Raw genomic sequence first — 17,393 nt, forward strand, 5'->3', positions numbered from 1 at the left:
GAAGAATGGCAGTACCTCAAAGGAGAACTTCGAAAACGCGTCGTGACAAGCGCCGCACTCACTTCAAACTGGTTGTGCCCGGCATGGTAAAATGCGAGCAATGCGGGGAATTGAAGCTGGGTCACCGCGTATGTAAAGTATGCGGAACGTACAAAGGCAGAGAAATCATCAAGCAATAACATAAGCAAAATCGAAGCGGCCCTTCACCCATGGCGAAGGCGCCGCTTCTTTTTTTCAGCCGTAATGGGGATACTTTGAAACGGGTTGATCTCCCGAAGCCCTTCCCTTTTTGGCCGTTTTTCTATATACTGCATTTAGTACCTGGTGATAAATTTAGGGGTAAGCGGACGTGAATGCAGTTGTCGTGCCGGAAACCGCCACCGGGCAATAGACTTGAACCGATGGAAAGCGGGTGGCGGGCATCGAACGAATGCCAAAGCGGCAGCGCCAGCAACAGCTGGAACAGGCTATCGCAGAAAATCCTTTTGTCACCGATGAGGATCTGGCGAAACGCTTCGCCGTGAGCATCCAGACGATCCGGCTGGACCGTTTGGAATTGGGGATTCCGGAGCTGCGGGAGCGGCTTAAAGCCATGGCGGAGCGCTCTTACGATCAGGTCCGTTCCCTTCCTATGAATGAAGTCATCGGTGAAGTGATCGACTTGCAGTTGGACAAAAGCGGTATTTCAATTTTTGAAATTTTGGAAGAGCACGTTTTTTCTCGTACCGGCATTGCCCGGGGGCATCATATCTTTGCTCAAGCCAACTCGTTGGCGGTGGCGGTTATCAATGACGAAATTGCGCTAACGGCATCCGCCGATATCCGTTTTATCAGATCGATCCGCCTGCGGGAAAAATGCGTCGCCAAAGCGTACGTCGGGAGAATTTCCAGGGGCAGCGCCAAAGTACAGGTGCTCACCTATGTGGGGGAAGAACTCGTCTTCGAGGGCAACTTTCTGATTTACCACTCCAGGAACCGAGAGTGAAAGGGTTGAAGGATATGCGGATCGCAATCGATGCGATGGGCGGCGACCATGCGCCGGATGCTGTGGCGGAAGGCGCCCTGCAGGCGGCACGGGAATGGCCCGATACGCAGATTATTTTGGTAGGAAATGAAGAGCGGATTAAGCAGCTTATCCCGGATAAACCGGATAATCTGACGATCCATCACGCGGCAGATGTCATCGCCATGGACGATGAGCCGGTACGGGCCGTCAAGCGGAAAAAGGATGCTTCCATGGTCGTAGCCGGTCGGCTCGTCAAGGACGGGGAAGCGGATGCGATGATCTCCGCCGGCAGCACCGGCGCTTTACTGGCAACGGGACTGTTGGTCGTAGGTCGGATTCCGGGCATTGCCAGACCGGGCCTTGCCACGGTACTCCCAACCATGGACGGCCAGGGGACGCTGGCTCTTGATCTCGGAGCCAATATGGACGCCGACCCAGAAAATCTGCTGCAGTATGCGGTAATGGGCAGCATTTTCCGCAACAAGGTAGACGGTATCGCAACTCCGCGGGTCGGACTGCTTAACGTCGGAACCGAAGATTCGAAAGGCAATGCCTTGACCAAGGCGGCGTTTCCGCTTTTGAAGGAAGCCCCGATCCACTTCGTCGGCAACGTCGAAGCCCGGGACGTGCTGAACGGCGCTTGCGATGTGCTCGTATGCGACGGATTCGCAGGAAATATTCTGCTGAAAACGTTGGAAGGGTCGGCAAGCTCTATTTTTTTCGTTCTGAAAGAGGAGTTTAAGAAGTCCTTCATGAGAAAACTGGCTGCCGCAGTATTGGCGCCGGGATTGAAGGAGTTTAAGAAAAAGCTGGATCATACGGAGCACGGCGGGGCGCCGCTGCTCGGCATCCATGGACTTGTGCTGAAGAGCCACGGTTCTTCCGATGCCAAATCCATTAAGAATACGGTTCGCCAAGCGCGGATCGCTCTAAATCACAGGCTAGTCGAATCCATTTCAGCGGAGCTCGGCGGAAGGAAGGAAGATAAATGATGGAGCTTACGCCTGTCGGCGTTTTGGGCACGGGCAGATATGTGCCCGACAAGGTTTTGACCAATCAGGACTTGGAAAGAATGGTGGATACCAACGACGAGTGGATCCGTACCCGTACCGGAATGAGTGAAAGGCGCATTGCCGCTCCTGAGCAGGCGGCTTCCGATCTTTCGCTTCCGGCGGCTGAGCAGGCGCTGAAGAATGCGGGAATCCGGGCCGAGGATTTGGACTTGATCATCGTGGCGACGATCACACCGGACATGTCGTTTCCCTCTACGGCTTGTCTCCTTCAGGAGAAGCTGGGGGCCAAAAAGTCGGCTGCTTACGATCTGTCCGCTGCTTGCACCGGATTCATTTACGGCTTGGCTAATGCGGCCAACTTTATTGCAGTAGGCACTTATAAATACGCTCTTATCGTCGGCGTTGAGGTACTTTCCAAAATAACTGATTACACGGACCGCAACACCTGCGTACTGTTCGGGGACGGAGCGGGAGCGGTCGTCATCGGAGCGGTACCGGAAGGCCGGGGGTTCAAATCCTTCGATTTGGGTGCAGACGGCAGCGGTGGAGAACTGCTCAAGCTGCAGGGCGGCGGTTCCCGTTGTCCTTCTTCCGCGGTCAGTGTGGAGCAGAAGCTGCATTATCTCTATATGGCGGGCTCCGAGGTATTCAAATTCGCCGTGCGGATCATGGGCAGCTCCGCCGAAGAAGCACTGCGTAAAGCGGGGCTTGGCAAAGAGGACATCGATTTGCTCATCCCTCATCAGGCTAACATTCGTATCATTCAAGCGGCTTTGAACCGGCTTCATCTGCCGGAGGAGAAGTGTATCATCAACCTCGACCGCTACGGCAACGTAGGAGCGGCTTCCATTCCGATGGCACTGGCGGAAGCGGTGGAAACCGGACGTTTGAAGGAAGGCGACACAACGGTGATGGTTGGCTTCGGCGCCGGTCTCACTTGGGGAGCCAGCGTACTGGTTCTGTAAACGAAATTTTAGAAGTTGAACGATGATTTTTGACAGTCGATAAAAAGGAACGAATGAAATTTGATCTGAAGGAGCGATAGTGTTTCGGATTTTTCTTTCTGCTGAAGAGCAAGGAACGGAGGACATTTGAACTGGAAGAGCGTCAGCGTTCGCCTTTGTTTTCGGATTTCATCCTTAATATTGTTGATCAAATCAAGGAATCCGAAAACAACAGCGACTGGAAGTTCAAATGATCCGCAGTTCTGCCGCTAGATAACAGCAGAAAATTCATGAAATCCGAAACAATGTGTGGTCGTAAGTTCAAATTATCCACAGTTCCAGTATAACGACAGTCAATATCCAGCTCTCAACTTATATCCGGGAGAGATGTATCCATGGGGAAAATTGCTTTCGTATTTCCGGGTCAAGGAGCCCAGGCGGTGGGAATGGCAAAGGATGCCTATGAATCCTCCACCAAATCTGCCGATATTTTTCATCGCGCCGACGCCGCTGTCGGTTTCGCATTGTCCGAACTCATTTTCGACGGGCCAGATGACGAATTGAAAATCACGTACAATACCCAGCCTGCGCTGTTAACCGCAAGTATCGCCTTGTTGGAGGCTTTTCGGGAAAAGGGCGTTCAGCCTGATTTTGTTGCCGGCCACAGCTTGGGCGAGTATTCCGCTCTTGTAGCCGCCGGTGTGCTGGATTTTGAGGATGCCGTGCGAACCGTTCGGGCACGCGGCGAATATATGGAGCAAGCCGTTCCGCGGGGACAAGGCGGCATGGCGGCGGTGCTGGGAGCCGACCGGCAAGTATTGGCTGATTTTTGCGTCGATTTGTCCAGTCATGTAGGGCTCGTTGAGCTTGCCAACATCAACTGCCCCGGCCAAATTGTCATTTCCGGCAGCCGGGAAGGAATTCAAGCCGCCGTTGAGCGCGGGAAAGAAGCTGGCGCCAAGCGGGTGATTCCCTTGGAAGTAAGCGGCCCGTTTCACTCCTCTTTGATGCAGCCTGCCGCAGGCCGGTTGCGGGACAACTTGTCCGTACTGCCGATGGCGACCGCGCAAGTTCCCGTTATCGCCAACGTAACGGCAGAGCCGGTTACCGATTCGAACGACATCCGGCGGCTGCTGGAAGAGCAAGTGTACTCACCGGTGCTTTGGGAGGATACGATCCTTCGCCTGATTCAAGAAGGCGTCGACACTTTCATCGAGATCGGCTCCGGCAGCGTGCTGTCCGGCCTCATTAAGAAGATCGACCGCAATGTCCGCACGTTTACCATCAACAGCATGGAAGCGATCCAAAGCTTTTCCTTGTAAGTTGCGCAGCTTGCGTTTCTTTGAACGAGGAGGGAAAAGGTTCTCTCCTATACGGTTGATTTGAGGAGGATACATGATGCTGAAGGGAAAAACAGCAATCGTTACCGGCGCATCCCGGGGAATCGGCCGTGCCATCGCCATAGCATTAGCAGAGGCAGGCGCCGACGTTGTGGTCAATTATTCCGGCAGTGTTGACGCAGCGAAAGAGACTGCCGCCCGCGTAGAAGCTTTGGGCTCTAAGGCGGCGGTGATCAAGGCAGATGTGGCCGATGCCGCGCAAGTGGAGGACATGGTCAAACAAACGCTGGAGCAGTTCGGCAAAGTCGACATTCTGGTAAACAATGCCGGGATTACTCGGGACAATCTGATCATGCGGATGAAAGAGGAAGAATTCGATCAAGTCATCGCTACGAATCTGAAAGGCGTATTCAACTGCTTGAAAGCGGTGACTCGTCCGATGATGAAACAGCGCTCCGGCCGGATTATCAACATTTCTTCGGTTGTCGGCTCCCTAGGCAACCCTGGCCAAGCTAACTATGTGGCCGCCAAAGCGGGCGTCATCGGTTTGACCAAATCGGCGGCAAGGGAACTGGCTTCCCGCGGGATCACCGTCAACGCGGTAGCCCCCGGCTTCATTGTCACGGATATGACGGACAAGCTGCCGGAAGAAGCGAAGACCCAGATGATGGCCCAAATCCCTCTCGGCCGATTCGGCTCGCCGGAGGATATCGCGAAAGCGGTAACCTTCCTGGCAAGCGAGGACGCCGGGTACATGACCGGACAAACGATTCATATCGACGGCGGCATGTATATGTGATAAAATCGATTCTCGTCTTCACGAAGGCGACAACATCGATGCATCATTTTCAGCGGTGTAAATCCTTTTGTTCGGGCTGTTGCAAGCCTTTTCGGACGCTATGGTAATTTTCCCGCAATTTTCGTATAATACCATGGAGGAGGTGAACCGGATGTCCGACGTTTTGGAACGTGTGAAGCGCATCGTCATCGACCGCCTCGGGGTGGAAGAGTCAGAAATCTCCCTGGAAGCGTCTTTCAAGGATGACTTGGGTGCTGATTCCTTAGATGTAGTGGAACTGGTCATGGAATTGGAAGATGAATTTGATATGGAAATATCCGATGAGGATGCTGAGAAGATTACGACCGTGGGAGAAGTAGTCAATTACATACAATCTCATACGTAAGAAGTCCTCGAGTCCCGTTGCATCTTGACGGGACTTCTTCTCCTTACCGCCGATCCTGGCGCCCCCTATAATGTCGTTTATAATGAGGTGAGTGCATGGCACAGCGAGTCGTTGTTACCGGCATGTCGGTAGTCACGTCCCTAGGCCGCGATCTGGAAACCTTCTGGAGCAACCTGCTTGCAGGCAAATCTGGCGTTTCACAAATCGAGGCTTTTGATGTGAGCGAGTATCCGACGAAAATTGCCGCTTCTATAAAGGATTTCAATCCGGAGGATTATTTCGATAAGAAAGAACTCCGCCGTATGGACCGTTTTGTCCAGTTTGCAGCGGTTGCCAGCTTGAACGCTTTGAAAGACGCCAATCTTAATGTAAAAGAGGACACGGACCCCGAACGGGTAGGTGTCTATATCGGCTCAGGGATAGGCGGTCTTTCCACTTGGGAAGAGCAGCACAACATCTTGGTGGAAAAAGGACCGAAACGGATCAGTCCCTTTTTCATCCCGATGATGATTGCCAATATGGGCTCAGGACAAGTGTCCATGCTGACCGGGGCGAAGGGCCCCAGCAGTACTACCGTTACCGCTTGTGCTACCGGCACCAACTCCATCGGGGATTCCTACAAGCTGATTCAGCGCGGCGAAGCCGATGTGATGATCTGCGGCGGTGCTGAGGCAACGATCACGCCTATGGGCGTCGGCGGTTTTTGTGCCTTGCGGGCGATGTCGACGCGCAATGAGGAGCCGGAAAAAGCGAGCCGGCCTTTTGATCAAGACCGGGATGGCTTCGTCATGGGTGAAGGCGCCGGCATTCTTATTCTGGAATCTTTGGAGCATGCTGAGGCGCGTGGCGCCCGCATTTACGCGGAAGTCGCTGGCTATGGCATGAGCTCCGATGCCCATCATATGACCGATCCGGCGCCAGGCGGCGAAGGCGCAGCCCGCTGTATGAAACGGGCGTTGAAGGATGCAGGCATGGTTCCGGAGAATGTGGATTACATCAACGCCCACGGTACCTCCACAGGCGCTGGCGATCTTGCTGAGACCGATGCCATTAAGAGCGTTTTTGGCGATAGCGCGAAGAATGTAGCGGTCAGTTCCACCAAGTCCATGACCGGCCATCTGCTCGGTGCAGCCGGAGGCGTGGAAGCAGTTATTTGCGGACTCTCCATCAAGGATGGCGTGATTCCGCCTACCATTAACTTGGACAACCCCGATACGGCTTGCGATTTGGATTATGTCCCTCATACCGCCCGTAAAGCGGATGTGAAAGTGGCCATGTCCAACTCCTTCGGTTTCGGCGGACATAACGCGACCATCATTTTGAAAAGATACGAGGCATAAGCCATGAAGCGGGATCTGACGCAACTTCAGACGCTGCTCGGGATACCGTTTCAGGATCAGGTCATTCTCCGGCAAGCGTTCACTCACTCCTCCTATGTCAACGAAAACCGTAATTCCGCAAGCCGGGATAACGAACGTTTGGAATTTCTGGGAGACGCAGTGTTGGAACTGACCGTTTCCGACTATTTGTTCCGCAAATATCCGGATCGTTCGGAAGGAGAAATGACCAAGCTTAGGGCGTCCATCGTTTGCGAGCCCTCTCTTGTCGGTTTCGCCGAGAGGCTGGATTTCGGTAGTTTCGTGCTCTTGGGCAAAGGCGAGGAGCAGACAGGCGGCAGAACCAGACCGGCGCTTCTGGCCGATGTTTTTGAATCGTTTATCGGAGCGCTGTACCTGGATCAAGGACTGCAAGCGGTGCGCGACTTTTTGGATCAACACCTTTTTCCGCATATTGATGGGGATGGGAAGGCAGTCGTCACGGATTATAAAACGAGGCTGCAGGAGCATACCCAGCAATTTGGTCCCGGCGTGCTGGAGTACCGAATCGCTGAGGAACGGGGACCTGCGCACGAAAAAGAATTCGTCTCCGAGGTTTATATGGACGGCACGCTTCTTGGCGCCGGCTCAGGCCGTTCCAAGAAGGAAGCGGAGCAGCATGCAGCCCAAGAGGCGCTGTCTAAGCTAAATGTAAATCCGAATTAATCAGCTCGAAAACATAGGAAAGGGACCTTCCGCAACCTGAGTAAGGCATGCGGAAGGCCCCTTTTTTTGCGCACTTCACCGTCTGGCGGTCGGCGAATTTCGTTACCGGATGCTGAGAAATTGGTTCCAGCCATATTGCAAATTTTCTTCTGTCCAATTGATATGCCCTTGATTCGTATAAGCCCGGTAATGGCATTCAATTCGTAAAATCAAGTCCAGATACAGATCGTAGAGTCCTCTTCGGATTCGCTCGTTCTCTGTCAAAGCGGTCTTGCCGTAACCATCGAGGAACTCTTCGGATCGTCCCATCCGGCCAAAATAAAATTCCATCAGCGGATCGCCCCAAAACGCCCGCTCGAAATCGATGATTCCGGTGATGCGCCCTTCATGGACAAAGGCGTTGCCGTCCCACAAGTCCCAGTGGACCAGGCATGGCGTTTTCACCTCTTGAAGAGCATCAAGCCGGGCACGGATTTCTGCTGTGATACGAGTATAGTCTGTAGGCAAGGAGATACCGGCTGCCGCCCCATCGGCTAGAACGCTGTCAATCATGCGGGTGAAGGTCGACTGCCAATCCGTGGATACCGTATCCCAAAAAAAGCCGAAGCGATCGTTCTGGACATCGTTGATCTGGCGGCTGATTTCGCCCAGCTTGCGGTTGATGGTATCCCGCTCCTCCGTAGCCAGATTTTCTTTTATCTTGTTGTAGGGAGCCCCTTCGAGAAATTCCATGATGTAATAATGCGTAGACACGATGGACTTGGAGTTGTCATCGGCAATCACTTGGGGAACGGGAACGGTGCCGCTACGGGAAAAGAGACGCAGCGCTTCCACCTCGGTCCGCAGCATATCGGTTTTCTCATACCCCATCAAATGGGTTTCGTCCGCAGGAGCTGATTTCAAAACAACCTGCTGCCCGTTTTTTAACCGAATGATATAAGCGGAGTTTGCCCATCCATCACTGAGCTCTTGGGCTTCTGTCATATCCTGTTTCGTAGCTTGTTGAACGGCTTGCTGAAGCTGTTCCTTCGTCCAACTGAATTTTGTAGCGCTTTCCATTTACGGGAATCCTCCTCATTAGCGACAAATCGACATATCGAAAGCGGAAGCGAGGCAGATTTGCAAACGAACCGGACCCGTTCAACATTCGCTATCAATACCCATAATTTTACTTGCCGCGCCCCTAAAAGACAATGCCTCATCGTTTAGGGTTAGGCCAATATGCACGTCACTTTTTTAGGAAGTCTGTGGTACAATAGATGGCATGGAATTTTCACTGAGGTGAGAGCATGTTTTTAAAGCGTTTGGAGCTTGCGGGATTCAAATCATTCGCCGATAAAACGGAGCTGGAATTCGTTCAAGGCATTACGGCGGTGGTTGGCCCCAACGGCAGCGGGAAGAGCAACATCTCCGACGGCATCCGCTGGGTGCTGGGGGAGACTAGCGCCAAATCGCTGCGCGGTGGCAAGATGGAAGATGTCATCTTCGCCGGCAGTGATGCCCGCAAAGCGGTGAATTACGGGGAAGTGTCCCTGACCCTGGACAATTCGGATCAGGCATTGTCCCTTGATTTCAATGAAGTAACGGTCACCAGGCGGGTACACCGCAGCGGCGACAGCGAATATCTGATCAACAAACAGCCGTGCCGCCTCAAGGATATTACCGAGCTATTTATGGATACGGGTATCGGCAAGGAAGCTTACTCGATTATCGGCCAAGGCCGGATTGAGGAGATTTTAAGCACCAAGTCTGAGGATCGCCGGGGTATTTTTGAGGAAGCTTCTGGCATCGTGAAATACAAATCAAGGAAAAAAGAAGCGGAGAAACGTCTCGCGGAAACCGAGCAGAACCTGCTGCGTATTCACGACTTGGTGTCGGAGCTGGAAGATCAGCTGGAACCGCTCAAAGAACAATCGGAAAAAGCGATTCGTTACAAAGAACTGCGGGAGAATCTCAAACAGAGTGAAATCTCCCTTTATGTCTATCAGATCGAACAACTGCACAGCCAATGGAGTCAAGCCGACCAGCGGCTCAAAGAGCTGAAAAGCAGGCAGTTGGAGCTCTCCGCTATCGTCGGTCGTCATGATGCTGCCTTGGAAAAGCACCGCTGGGAAACCCGCCGTCTGGATGAGGATTTGGAGCGTTTGCACAGCCTGCTTCTGCAGGTTAGTGAAGATGCGGAGAAGTGCGAAGGGCAGGGCGAGGTGCTGAAGGAGCGCAGCCGCAACCTTACAGCCAACCGCAGCCAGTTGGAGCTGGCCGTTAGCGGACAAGCTCAGCGGTTATCTGAGCAGGAAGTGGAACTCACATCTTACCGGGAAAAGCTCGCGGCGGTAACCGAACGGCTGGCGGAGTATGAAGAGGCGCTGCGGGCAGAAGAGATCCGTCTTTTGGGTGTTGCCGGCGGGACAAGCAGCGAGGCCGAAGAGAAGCTGAAGGGCCAACTGCTCGACACTCTCAATGAAATGGCGCAAACGCGCAACGACATTCGCTATGCCGAACAGCAGATCGAGCAGCTCACCAAACGCTCGGAACGGCTGGACGAAGAGCAGGATAAATGGTCGGACCGGATGAAGGATCTGGCCAAACGCTATGAAGAGTTGACGGAGAAGCGCGCTGCCGCCGCGGCCGAAGTCGAGCATATCCGCGACGAATATGCCGGCTTGTCCCGTGCTGTACGGGAGAAGCAGGCAGCTGCTGAGGAAGCCGGCCAAACGCTACGCAAATGGGAGCAGCGCATGGACTCCCTCGTTTCCCGGCAGGAGACGATGCAGGAGATGCAGAACGACTACGACGGCTTCCAGCATGGCGTCAAGGAAGTGTTAAAGGCGAAGAACCGTCCGGGAACCCTCCGGGGCATCCACGGCGCCGTCGCCGAGTTGGTGAAGGTACCGGCGGATGTTGAACTGGCTGTGGAGACGGCCCTTGGCGCAGCCTTGCAGAACATCGTCGTCGACTCAGAAGCCGATGGCCGAGCGGCCATCGCTTTTCTCAAGCAGCGGCAGTTGGGCCGGGCGACTTTTCTGCCATTGGACGTTATCCGTGGCCGAAATATTGCCGAAAATGAGCTCAGGACCATACGCGGCCAGGACGGCTTCGTCGGCGTTGCCGCCGAATTGGTCGGCTTTGAGGAAGCGTACCGGCAAATCGTGTACAGCCTGTTGGGTCACGTCATCATCTCCAAAACGCTGGAGGACGCCAACCGCATCGCAGCCCGATGCCAATACCGATACCGGGTTGTCACGCTGGAAGGCGACATTGTCAACCCCGGCGGCTCGATGACAGGGGGCAGCCAGCACAAGAAAACCGCCAGCCTGCTCGGCAGACAGCGGCAAATCGATGAGTTGGAAAAAGATATTGCCGAGACCCGCAAGACCATTGCCGAGCTTAAGAGCCGTTCGGAAAAGCTGCGCGCCGAACTTGCCGTTCATGGAGAACGGCTGGAGCAGTTGCGCCTGCTTGGCGAAGAGAAGCGGGTGGAGGAGCAGCAATATGCAGCCGAACTGGGTCCGCTCGAGAAGGAAACGAAAATGGCGGAGGACACTCTTTCGGTTTCCTCCCAGGATCGGGATTCATTAGAGCAGGAGATTACGGATTATGCCCGTAAGCAAGCGGCTTTACGTACGGCGCTGGCAAAGCTGACGACTCAGGAGCAAGACCTGCAGCAGGCGATACGCGCTGCGGAGCTTGCCCGCAAAGCGAGCGAATCGGAGAAGGAAGAACTGCAGACCCAACTCACGGACTTGAAGGTGAAGACCGCTTCCGCCGCCCAGGAGAAGATGTCCACCGCCGAGCAGTTGGCGCGGTTTCAATCCGACTACGACCATCTCCATGCGGAGATGGAAAAGAACAACCGCCAACTGCGACAATTGGAGCGGGAAAAGGAAACCAACGATCTCGACGTTCTCCGTCAGGTCGAACAGCTCAACAATCTGCGGATCAAGCAGCAGGAATATACAGAGCAGAACGAATTCAAGCGTGCTGAGCGGGCTGAATGGCTCGCTCGTTTGGAAGCGGAAGAGAACGAGACCCGGGAGCAGCGGAACGATCTGAAGCAGGTGGAGGAGGAAACCCACAAAACCGAGGTTCAGGCGAACCGGATGGACGTGGAGTTGGACAACCTGCTGAAGAAGCTGTCGGAGGAGTACGAGCTTAGCTTCGAGCTGGCTAAGGCGCGTTACCCAGTACCGGATGATATTTCAGCCGTACAAGCGGAAGTAAGGGATTTGCGGCGGTCCATCACCGCATTGGGAGAGGTCAATCTGGGCGCCATTGAAGAATACGAGCGAATCAGCGAGCGCTATACTTTCCTCGATGGTCAGAAGGCAGATCTCACGGAAGCCAAAGCTACGCTGTACCAGGTGATCCGGGAAATGGACGAGGAGATGTCCAAACGCTTCCGCACCACCTTTGATGCGATCCGTTCCCAGTTTGTCGTCGTCTTCGCCAAGCTTTTCGGCGGCGGACGAGCTGATCTGATTTTGTCCGATCCGGCCAATGCGCTGGATACCGGCATCGAAATCGTCGCTCAGCCACCCGGGAAGAAGCTGCAGAACTTGCAGTTGTTGTCCGGTGGCGAACGTGCGCTGACAGCTATCGCCTTGCTTTTCGCTATATTGCGGATTAAGCCTGTGCCCTTCTGTGTACTGGACGAGGTAGAGGCGGCTCTGGATGAAGCTAACGTATCCCGTTTTGCCGAGTATTTGCGGGAATTCTCCGGCGTCACCCAATTCATCGTTGTCACGCACCGGAAAGGTACGATGGAAGAAGCCGATGTACTGTACGGGGTCACGATGGAAGAGGGCGGCGTGTCCAAGCTGGTTTCCGTCCGCCTGGAGGAAGAGGAAGCCGTTGTCTCAGCCTGATCGGTTTTCGGGTCTGGGGACAATATCGAATAGAGAAAGAGAGGCATCGGCATGAGCTTTTTCAAGAAGCTGAAGGATAGCATCGCCGGCAAAACCGAATCGGTTACAAACAAGTTTAAGGAAGGCCTGTCCAAAACCCGCAACGCTTTTGTGGAACGGGTGGAGGATTTGATTTTTCGGCGGAAAAAGATCGACGAGGAATTTTACGAGGAGCTGGAAGAAATCTTGATCGGCGCCGACGTAGGCGTAAATACGGTGATGGAGCTGATCGACGAGCTGCGCGATGAAGTGCGCAAACGGAAGATCGAAGAAGCGGTGGACTTGAAACCGATTCTTTCGGAAAAGCTGGTGGCGCTCTTGCGCTCGAACGATGTAGCGGGTTTGAAGATGGCGCCATCCGGACTAACCGTCATCCTTTTCGTCGGTGTAAACGGCGTCGGCAAAACGACGACCATCGGCAAGCTGGCGCACCGGTTCAAAAGCGAAGGTAAACACGTTCTGCTGGCAGCCGGAGATACCTTCCGGGCAGGTGCCATCGAGCAGTTGGAGGTTTGGGGCCAGCGGGTAGGCGTGGATGTGATCAAGCAGCAGGCGGGTTCCGATCCGGCAGCAGTAATGTTTGACGCTTTGCAAGCGGCCAAGACGCGTGGTGCTGATATTTTGCTCTGCGATACGGCTGGACGTTTACAGAACAAAGCCAATCTCATGGAAGAGCTGAATAAAATCTACCGTGTGATCAAGCGGGAGGTTCCCGACGCTCCCCATGAAGTGCTGCTGGTCCTGGATTCGACCACTGGCCAGAACGCTCTCAGCCAAGCTAAACTGTTCGGCGAAAAAACCGGCGTCACGGGCCTGGTGCTGACCAAGTTGGACGGGACGGCCAAGGGCGGCATCGTCATTGCCATCCGACAGGAGTTGGACATCCCCGTCAAGTTCGTCGGTCTTGGCGAAAAGATGGACGATCTCCAGGAGTTTGATTCGGAGCAATTCGTACATGCGCTATTTGCAGGCATGGCGGGAGAAGAATAGCGATTTCGAAACTGCGGCGAAAGATGCCGCAGTTTTTTGTATTCGTTAACCTGGCAAGGGTTAAGCCGGCTTTTACCAGCGCTTTTCCATTTGCTACAATGGAAGGGACCGATTTTAAACGGCTGAGTATCTTTTTCTCCTGCTCATTCGTTTTTAAGATGAGCAAGGCAATAAAAAGGAGGCAGATCTGTGACCACGCTGCGGTTCACCGCTATCAATGAAGAGGCTTCACCGGACCGAAACGATGCAACCGACTTGGAGCGGACGCGCTCTAAGCTTTACCGGTACTGTCTCACGCTCACCGGTGCTTCATGGGAAGCAGAGGATCTGGTTCAGATAACCTGTTTGCGGGGAATGCCTGTCCTTACGGGAATGGTGCCTCATCCCAATCCGGAGGCCTATTTGCTGAGGATCGCCCGTAACTTATGGGTGGACGAAAGCCGGCGAAGATTAAGGGAACGGCAACTTACCGTCAATATGGCTGCCGCGGACCGAGCCGATGACTCCGAAGGCGGAGACGAGGTATTAAATGGCATTTTGGCCGAGGAAGCGTTGCAAGCTTTGTTTGATTTGCTGTCTCCCCAACAGAGAGGCGCCTTTCTTTTGCGGGAGATTTGCGGATATACCGGAGCGGAAGCTGCGCAGTTGTTGAATGCGACTGAGGGCTCCGTTAAAGCCGCCCTGCGCCGGGCCCGCATCGCGATAGAGGCCTATCGCCATTCAAACGAGGGCGAGTTGCATTCTGGGGAAACGAGCGATGAGATCGAAAAGGAACAGTTGACAGCGTATCTCACGGCCATCCGCAGCGGCGACACCGAGCAGATTGTCCGGCTGGTGCAGTCGGATGTTTTGGACCCAGTCGTTGGCTATAGCTTTGTCATGAACAAGTCCGGCAAAATCCGGGCATCCTTGCGGAAATCCCGTATCGAAGCTGGATTGGTTCGCTCTTCTTTCCTCTATTGCCTTGCAGCTTAGAGAAAAGGCAGGTTCAAATCGATGAATTTAATCCCCTATGTTGTGGAAAGCACTAGCAGAGGAGAACGTAGCTACGATATCTACTTTCGTCTGCTGAAAGACCGGATTGTGATGGTTGGAAGCGAAATTGATGACAACTTGTCTTCCGTTGTTGTAGCCCAGTTGTTATTTCTGGCAGCCGAGGATCCCGATAAAGACATTCAAATGTTCATCAATAGCCCAGGCGGTTCCGTGACGGCAGGGTTTGCGATTTACGATACCATGCAGTATATCAAGCCTGCGGTATCCACGATATGTTTGGGCATGGCTGCCAGCTTTGGAGCTGTATTGCTTGCCGGAGGCGCTGCGGGCAAACGCTTTGCCCTGCCGAACAGCGAGGTCATGATCCATCAGCCGCTCGGCGGCGCAAGAGGGCAAGCCTCGGACATCCGTATCCATGCCGATTGGATATTGAAGACACGCGAGAAAATCAACCGGATTATGGCTCATCATACAGGGCAATCTGAGGAGAGACTCGAGCAGGATTCCGACCGTGATCGATTCATGAACGCGGAAGAAGCGAAGGAATATGGATTGATCGACAGCATCATTACACGGTAAGGAATGGAGAGACCCTACGGGGTTTCTCTTTTTTTCAATTGTAGAAAGGTTTGATTACCCAAAGAGATGGACTTGGATTATTACCTCGCGGACCTGCGGTCAGACGCATGAACCAGACCTTCGAGTTTGACATAACCATTGTTATTTCGGATTTCCCTCTTTGGGCAAATACTCGGCTCCTTAAATGGAGAAGGCTGAGCTTGTCTGAAGGGGGGATTTCGTTTACACTACTCGTTTGAAAAAATGACATGACTGTCAAGCTTCCGCGCTTGACACGGGACCGCGCATCGGGTAAACTGTTCAAGGATCATATGTAAAGGTCATTTTATTGACAGGGGGCGAAGGCGGTGTCTGACAGCAATGTGCTGGAGAAGACGACGCGGATCAACCTGCTCTTTGATTTTTACGGACCGCTTCTCACGGAGAAGCAAAAGACCTTCTTAACCTGTTATTTTCATGACGATCTTTCCTTGGGAGAGATTGCCGCCGAGTTTGAGATCAGCCGCCAGGCGGTTTATGAACACATCAAACGGGCGGAGGCGACTTTAGCCGAATATGAAAACAAACTGCAGCTTCTGGCCAAGTTCGAAGAGCGGACACGCTGCCTGCAAGGAATGCGGGAAGAGGCGCTGATAACTGCACAGGATTCATCCGCTTCAAATGGAAGTAACATAGAGCGCAGCTTGAAACGGATTATTCAATGGATTGATAACTTGGAACGCATAGATGATTAACTGACGGGGAGGTGAGCGGACATGGCATTTGAGAGTTTGACAGGACGGCTGCAGGGCGTTTTCGGAAAGCTGCGGAGCAAAGGAAAGCTGACCGAGGACGACGTGAACACGGCTCTTCGGGAAGTGCGGCTCGCCTTGCTGGAAGCGGACGTCAACTTTAAAGTCGTGAAAGACTTGATCGCCCGGATCAAGGAAAAGGCCGTCGGCCAGGAAGTGATGAAAAGCTTTACCCCCGGGATGCTGGTCATCGATATCGTCAATAAAGAATTGACGGAGCTCATGGGCGGCACTCAAAGCAAGCTGGCCCGTTCGAACCGGCCTCCTACGGTCATCATGATGGTCGGTTTGCAAGGCGCAGGTAAAACGACGACCACCGGCAAACTGGCCAAGCTGCTTTTGAAGCAAAACCATCGTCCACTTCTTGTGGCGGCGGATATTTACCGTCCTGCTGCTATCAAGCAATTGCAGGTGCTCGGTGAGCAAATCAAGGTTCCGGTATTTTCCCTCGGAGATAAAACGAATCCGGTGGATATCGCTAAAGCCGGCTTGCAGCATGCCAAAGATAACGGCAACGATTATCTGATCATCGATACCGCCGGACGCTTGCATATTGACGAGCAGCTGATGGATGAGCTGAAAAATATCCGTCAGGAAGTGCAGCCTGATGAAATTTTGCTGGTCGTGGATGCCATGACTGGTCAGGATGCCGTCAACGTGGCGGAAAGCTTCCACAAACAGATGGAATTGACCGGGGTCGTGCTTACCAAGCTCGACGGCGACACCCGCGGCGGCGCGGCTTTGTCCGTCAAAGCCGTCACAGGCTGTCCCATCAAATTCGCCGCCATGGGCGAAAAGGTCGACGCCCTGGAGCCCTTCTTTCCGGACCGGATGGCTTCGCGGATTCTTGGCATGGGCGACATGCTCACCCTGATCGAGAAAGCCCAAGCCAACATCGATGCCGACAAGGCGAAAGAGCTGGAGCGCAAAATGCGCAAGGCCGAGTTCACCTTCGAGGATTTCCTTGAGCAGATGGAACAGGTAAAGAAGCTTGGCCCTCTGGATCAACTCTTGGATATGCTGCCCGGCATGAACCAGATGAAGGGCATGAAGGATATGAAAGTGGACGACAAGCAGATGGGACGGGTTACCGCCATCATCAAGTCCATGACCACCAAGGAAAAGCAGCAGCCGGAAATCATCAACGCCAGCCGGCGCAAGCGCATTGCGGCAGGAAGCGGTACGACGGTTCAGGATGTCAATCGTCTGCTCAAGCAGTTTGAGGATATGCGCAAGATGATGAAGCAGTTTTCCGGCATGATGGGGCCGAAAGGCATGAAGGGAGCGAAAGGCGCTCTCGGCAAGCTGGGCAAAGGTTTCAAGTTCCCTTTTGGTTAAGATCACACGATAAATCATCATTCAGTCTCTTAAGGAGGTGAAAATTATAATGGCAGTACGCATTCGTCTGAAACGTATGGGCGCTCACAAAGCTCCTTTCTATCGCGTAGTTGTTGCGGATTCCCGCTCTCCTCGTGACGGCCGCTTCATCGAAGAAATCGGTACTTACAACCCGTTAACCAAACCGGCTACCGTTACCCTCGATGAGGAAAAGGCTCTGAAATGGCTTCAAAACGGAGCGCAAGCTTCCGATACCGTCCGCAGCT

General features: G+C 53.6%; 17 protein-coding genes. 16 read left to right on the forward strand and 1 reads right to left on the reverse strand.

The window, feature by feature from the left end; translation table 11 throughout:
- Positions 1–5 precede the first annotated feature (5 nt).
- The 9 genes from rpmF to rnc all read left to right on the forward strand — a co-directional run bounded on the left by rpmF (position 6) and on the right by rnc (position 7,529).
- Positions 6–179 (forward strand): 50S ribosomal protein L32, encoded by a 174-nt coding sequence (gene rpmF, locus TJ79_RS26475; protein WP_081756651.1) that lies wholly within the window; start codon positions 6–8, stop codon positions 177–179.
- A 251-nt stretch (positions 180–430) separates the two neighbouring features.
- Complete coding sequence (gene fapR / locus TJ79_RS01995) at positions 431–985, forward strand: transcription factor FapR (RefSeq protein WP_040948617.1); 555 nt, start codon at positions 431–433, stop codon at positions 983–985.
- A gap of 14 nt (positions 986–999) precedes the next feature.
- Entirely contained in the window at positions 1,000–1,998 is a 999-nt protein-coding gene (plsX, locus tag TJ79_RS02000) for a phosphate acyltransferase PlsX (protein WP_040948628.1), read from the forward strand.
- Positions 1,998–2,984 (forward strand): beta-ketoacyl-ACP synthase III, encoded by a 987-nt coding sequence (locus TJ79_RS02005; protein WP_040948629.1) that lies wholly within the window; start codon positions 1,998–2,000, stop codon positions 2,982–2,984. Before plsX ends, TJ79_RS02005 begins: the two co-directional genes overlap by 1 nt.
- A 374-nt stretch (positions 2,985–3,358) precedes the next feature.
- Positions 3,359–4,285, forward strand: coding sequence for an ACP S-malonyltransferase (gene fabD / locus TJ79_RS02010; protein WP_040948618.1), 927 nt, complete (start codon positions 3,359–3,361; stop codon positions 4,283–4,285).
- Positions 4,286–4,361: 76 nt separating this feature from the next.
- Entirely contained in the window at positions 4,362–5,102 is a 741-nt protein-coding gene (gene fabG, locus TJ79_RS02015; RefSeq protein ID WP_040948619.1) for a 3-oxoacyl-[acyl-carrier-protein] reductase, read from the forward strand.
- 151 nt (positions 5,103–5,253) lie between these two features.
- Complete coding sequence (acpP, locus tag TJ79_RS02020) at positions 5,254–5,487, forward strand: acyl carrier protein (protein ID WP_040948630.1); 234 nt, start codon at positions 5,254–5,256, stop codon at positions 5,485–5,487.
- Positions 5,488–5,582: 95 nt separating this feature from the next.
- Positions 5,583–6,827, forward strand: a complete 1,245-nt coding sequence (gene fabF / locus TJ79_RS02025; RefSeq protein WP_040948620.1) for a beta-ketoacyl-ACP synthase II — start codon at positions 5,583–5,585, stop codon at positions 6,825–6,827.
- A gap of 3 nt (positions 6,828–6,830) precedes the next feature.
- A complete protein-coding gene (gene rnc / locus TJ79_RS02030; protein WP_040948621.1) occupies positions 6,831–7,529 on the forward strand; it encodes a ribonuclease III in 699 nt (232 codons plus the stop codon).
- Between the two features lie 102 nt (positions 7,530–7,631).
- On the opposite strand, the gene TJ79_RS02035 is transcribed toward rnc, so the two are convergent.
- Positions 7,632–8,588: a phosphotransferase family protein gene (locus TJ79_RS02035; protein WP_052339181.1), complete on the reverse strand. Its 957-nt coding sequence runs from the start codon at positions 8,586–8,588 to the stop codon at positions 7,632–7,634.
- Between the two features lie 230 nt (positions 8,589–8,818).
- Here TJ79_RS02035 and smc point away from each other — a divergent pair, with 230 nt between their 5' ends.
- The 7 genes from smc to rpsP form a co-directional block, all read left to right on the forward strand.
- A complete protein-coding gene (smc, locus tag TJ79_RS02040) occupies positions 8,819–12,394 on the forward strand; it encodes a chromosome segregation protein SMC (protein WP_040948622.1) in 3,576 nt (1,191 codons plus the stop codon).
- Between the two features lie 51 nt (positions 12,395–12,445).
- Entirely contained in the window at positions 12,446–13,423 is a 978-nt protein-coding gene (gene ftsY / locus TJ79_RS02045; protein ID WP_040948623.1) for a signal recognition particle-docking protein FtsY, read from the forward strand.
- 189 nt (positions 13,424–13,612) lie between these two features.
- Positions 13,613–14,398 carry an RNA polymerase sigma factor gene (locus tag TJ79_RS02050; RefSeq protein WP_052339182.1) on the forward strand — a complete coding sequence of 262 codons (786 nt, stop codon included), beginning with the start codon at positions 13,613–13,615 and terminating at the stop codon, positions 14,396–14,398.
- 21 nt (positions 14,399–14,419) lie between these two features.
- Positions 14,420–14,998 (forward strand): ATP-dependent Clp endopeptidase proteolytic subunit ClpP, encoded by a 579-nt coding sequence (gene clpP / locus TJ79_RS02055; protein ID WP_040948624.1) that lies wholly within the window; start codon positions 14,420–14,422, stop codon positions 14,996–14,998.
- Between the two features lie 362 nt (positions 14,999–15,360).
- Positions 15,361–15,732: a putative DNA-binding protein gene (locus TJ79_RS02060; protein WP_238322724.1), complete on the forward strand. Its 372-nt coding sequence runs from the start codon at positions 15,361–15,363 to the stop codon at positions 15,730–15,732.
- Positions 15,733–15,753: 21 nt separating this feature from the next.
- The gene (gene ffh, locus TJ79_RS02065; RefSeq protein WP_040948626.1) at positions 15,754–17,127 is read left to right on the forward strand and encodes a signal recognition particle protein; all 1,374 of its coding nucleotides are present in this window, start codon (positions 15,754–15,756) and stop codon (positions 17,125–17,127) included.
- Positions 17,128–17,176: 49 nt separating this feature from the next.
- Positions 17,177–17,393 (forward strand): 30S ribosomal protein S16 (rpsP, locus tag TJ79_RS02070; protein WP_040948627.1); only part of this gene is annotated, 217 nt, incomplete at its 3' end.

It is taken from the genome of Gorillibacterium massiliense (genome assembly GCF_000455485.1).
Lineage (GTDB): Bacteria > Bacillota > Bacilli > Paenibacillales > NBRC-103111 > Gorillibacterium > Gorillibacterium massiliense.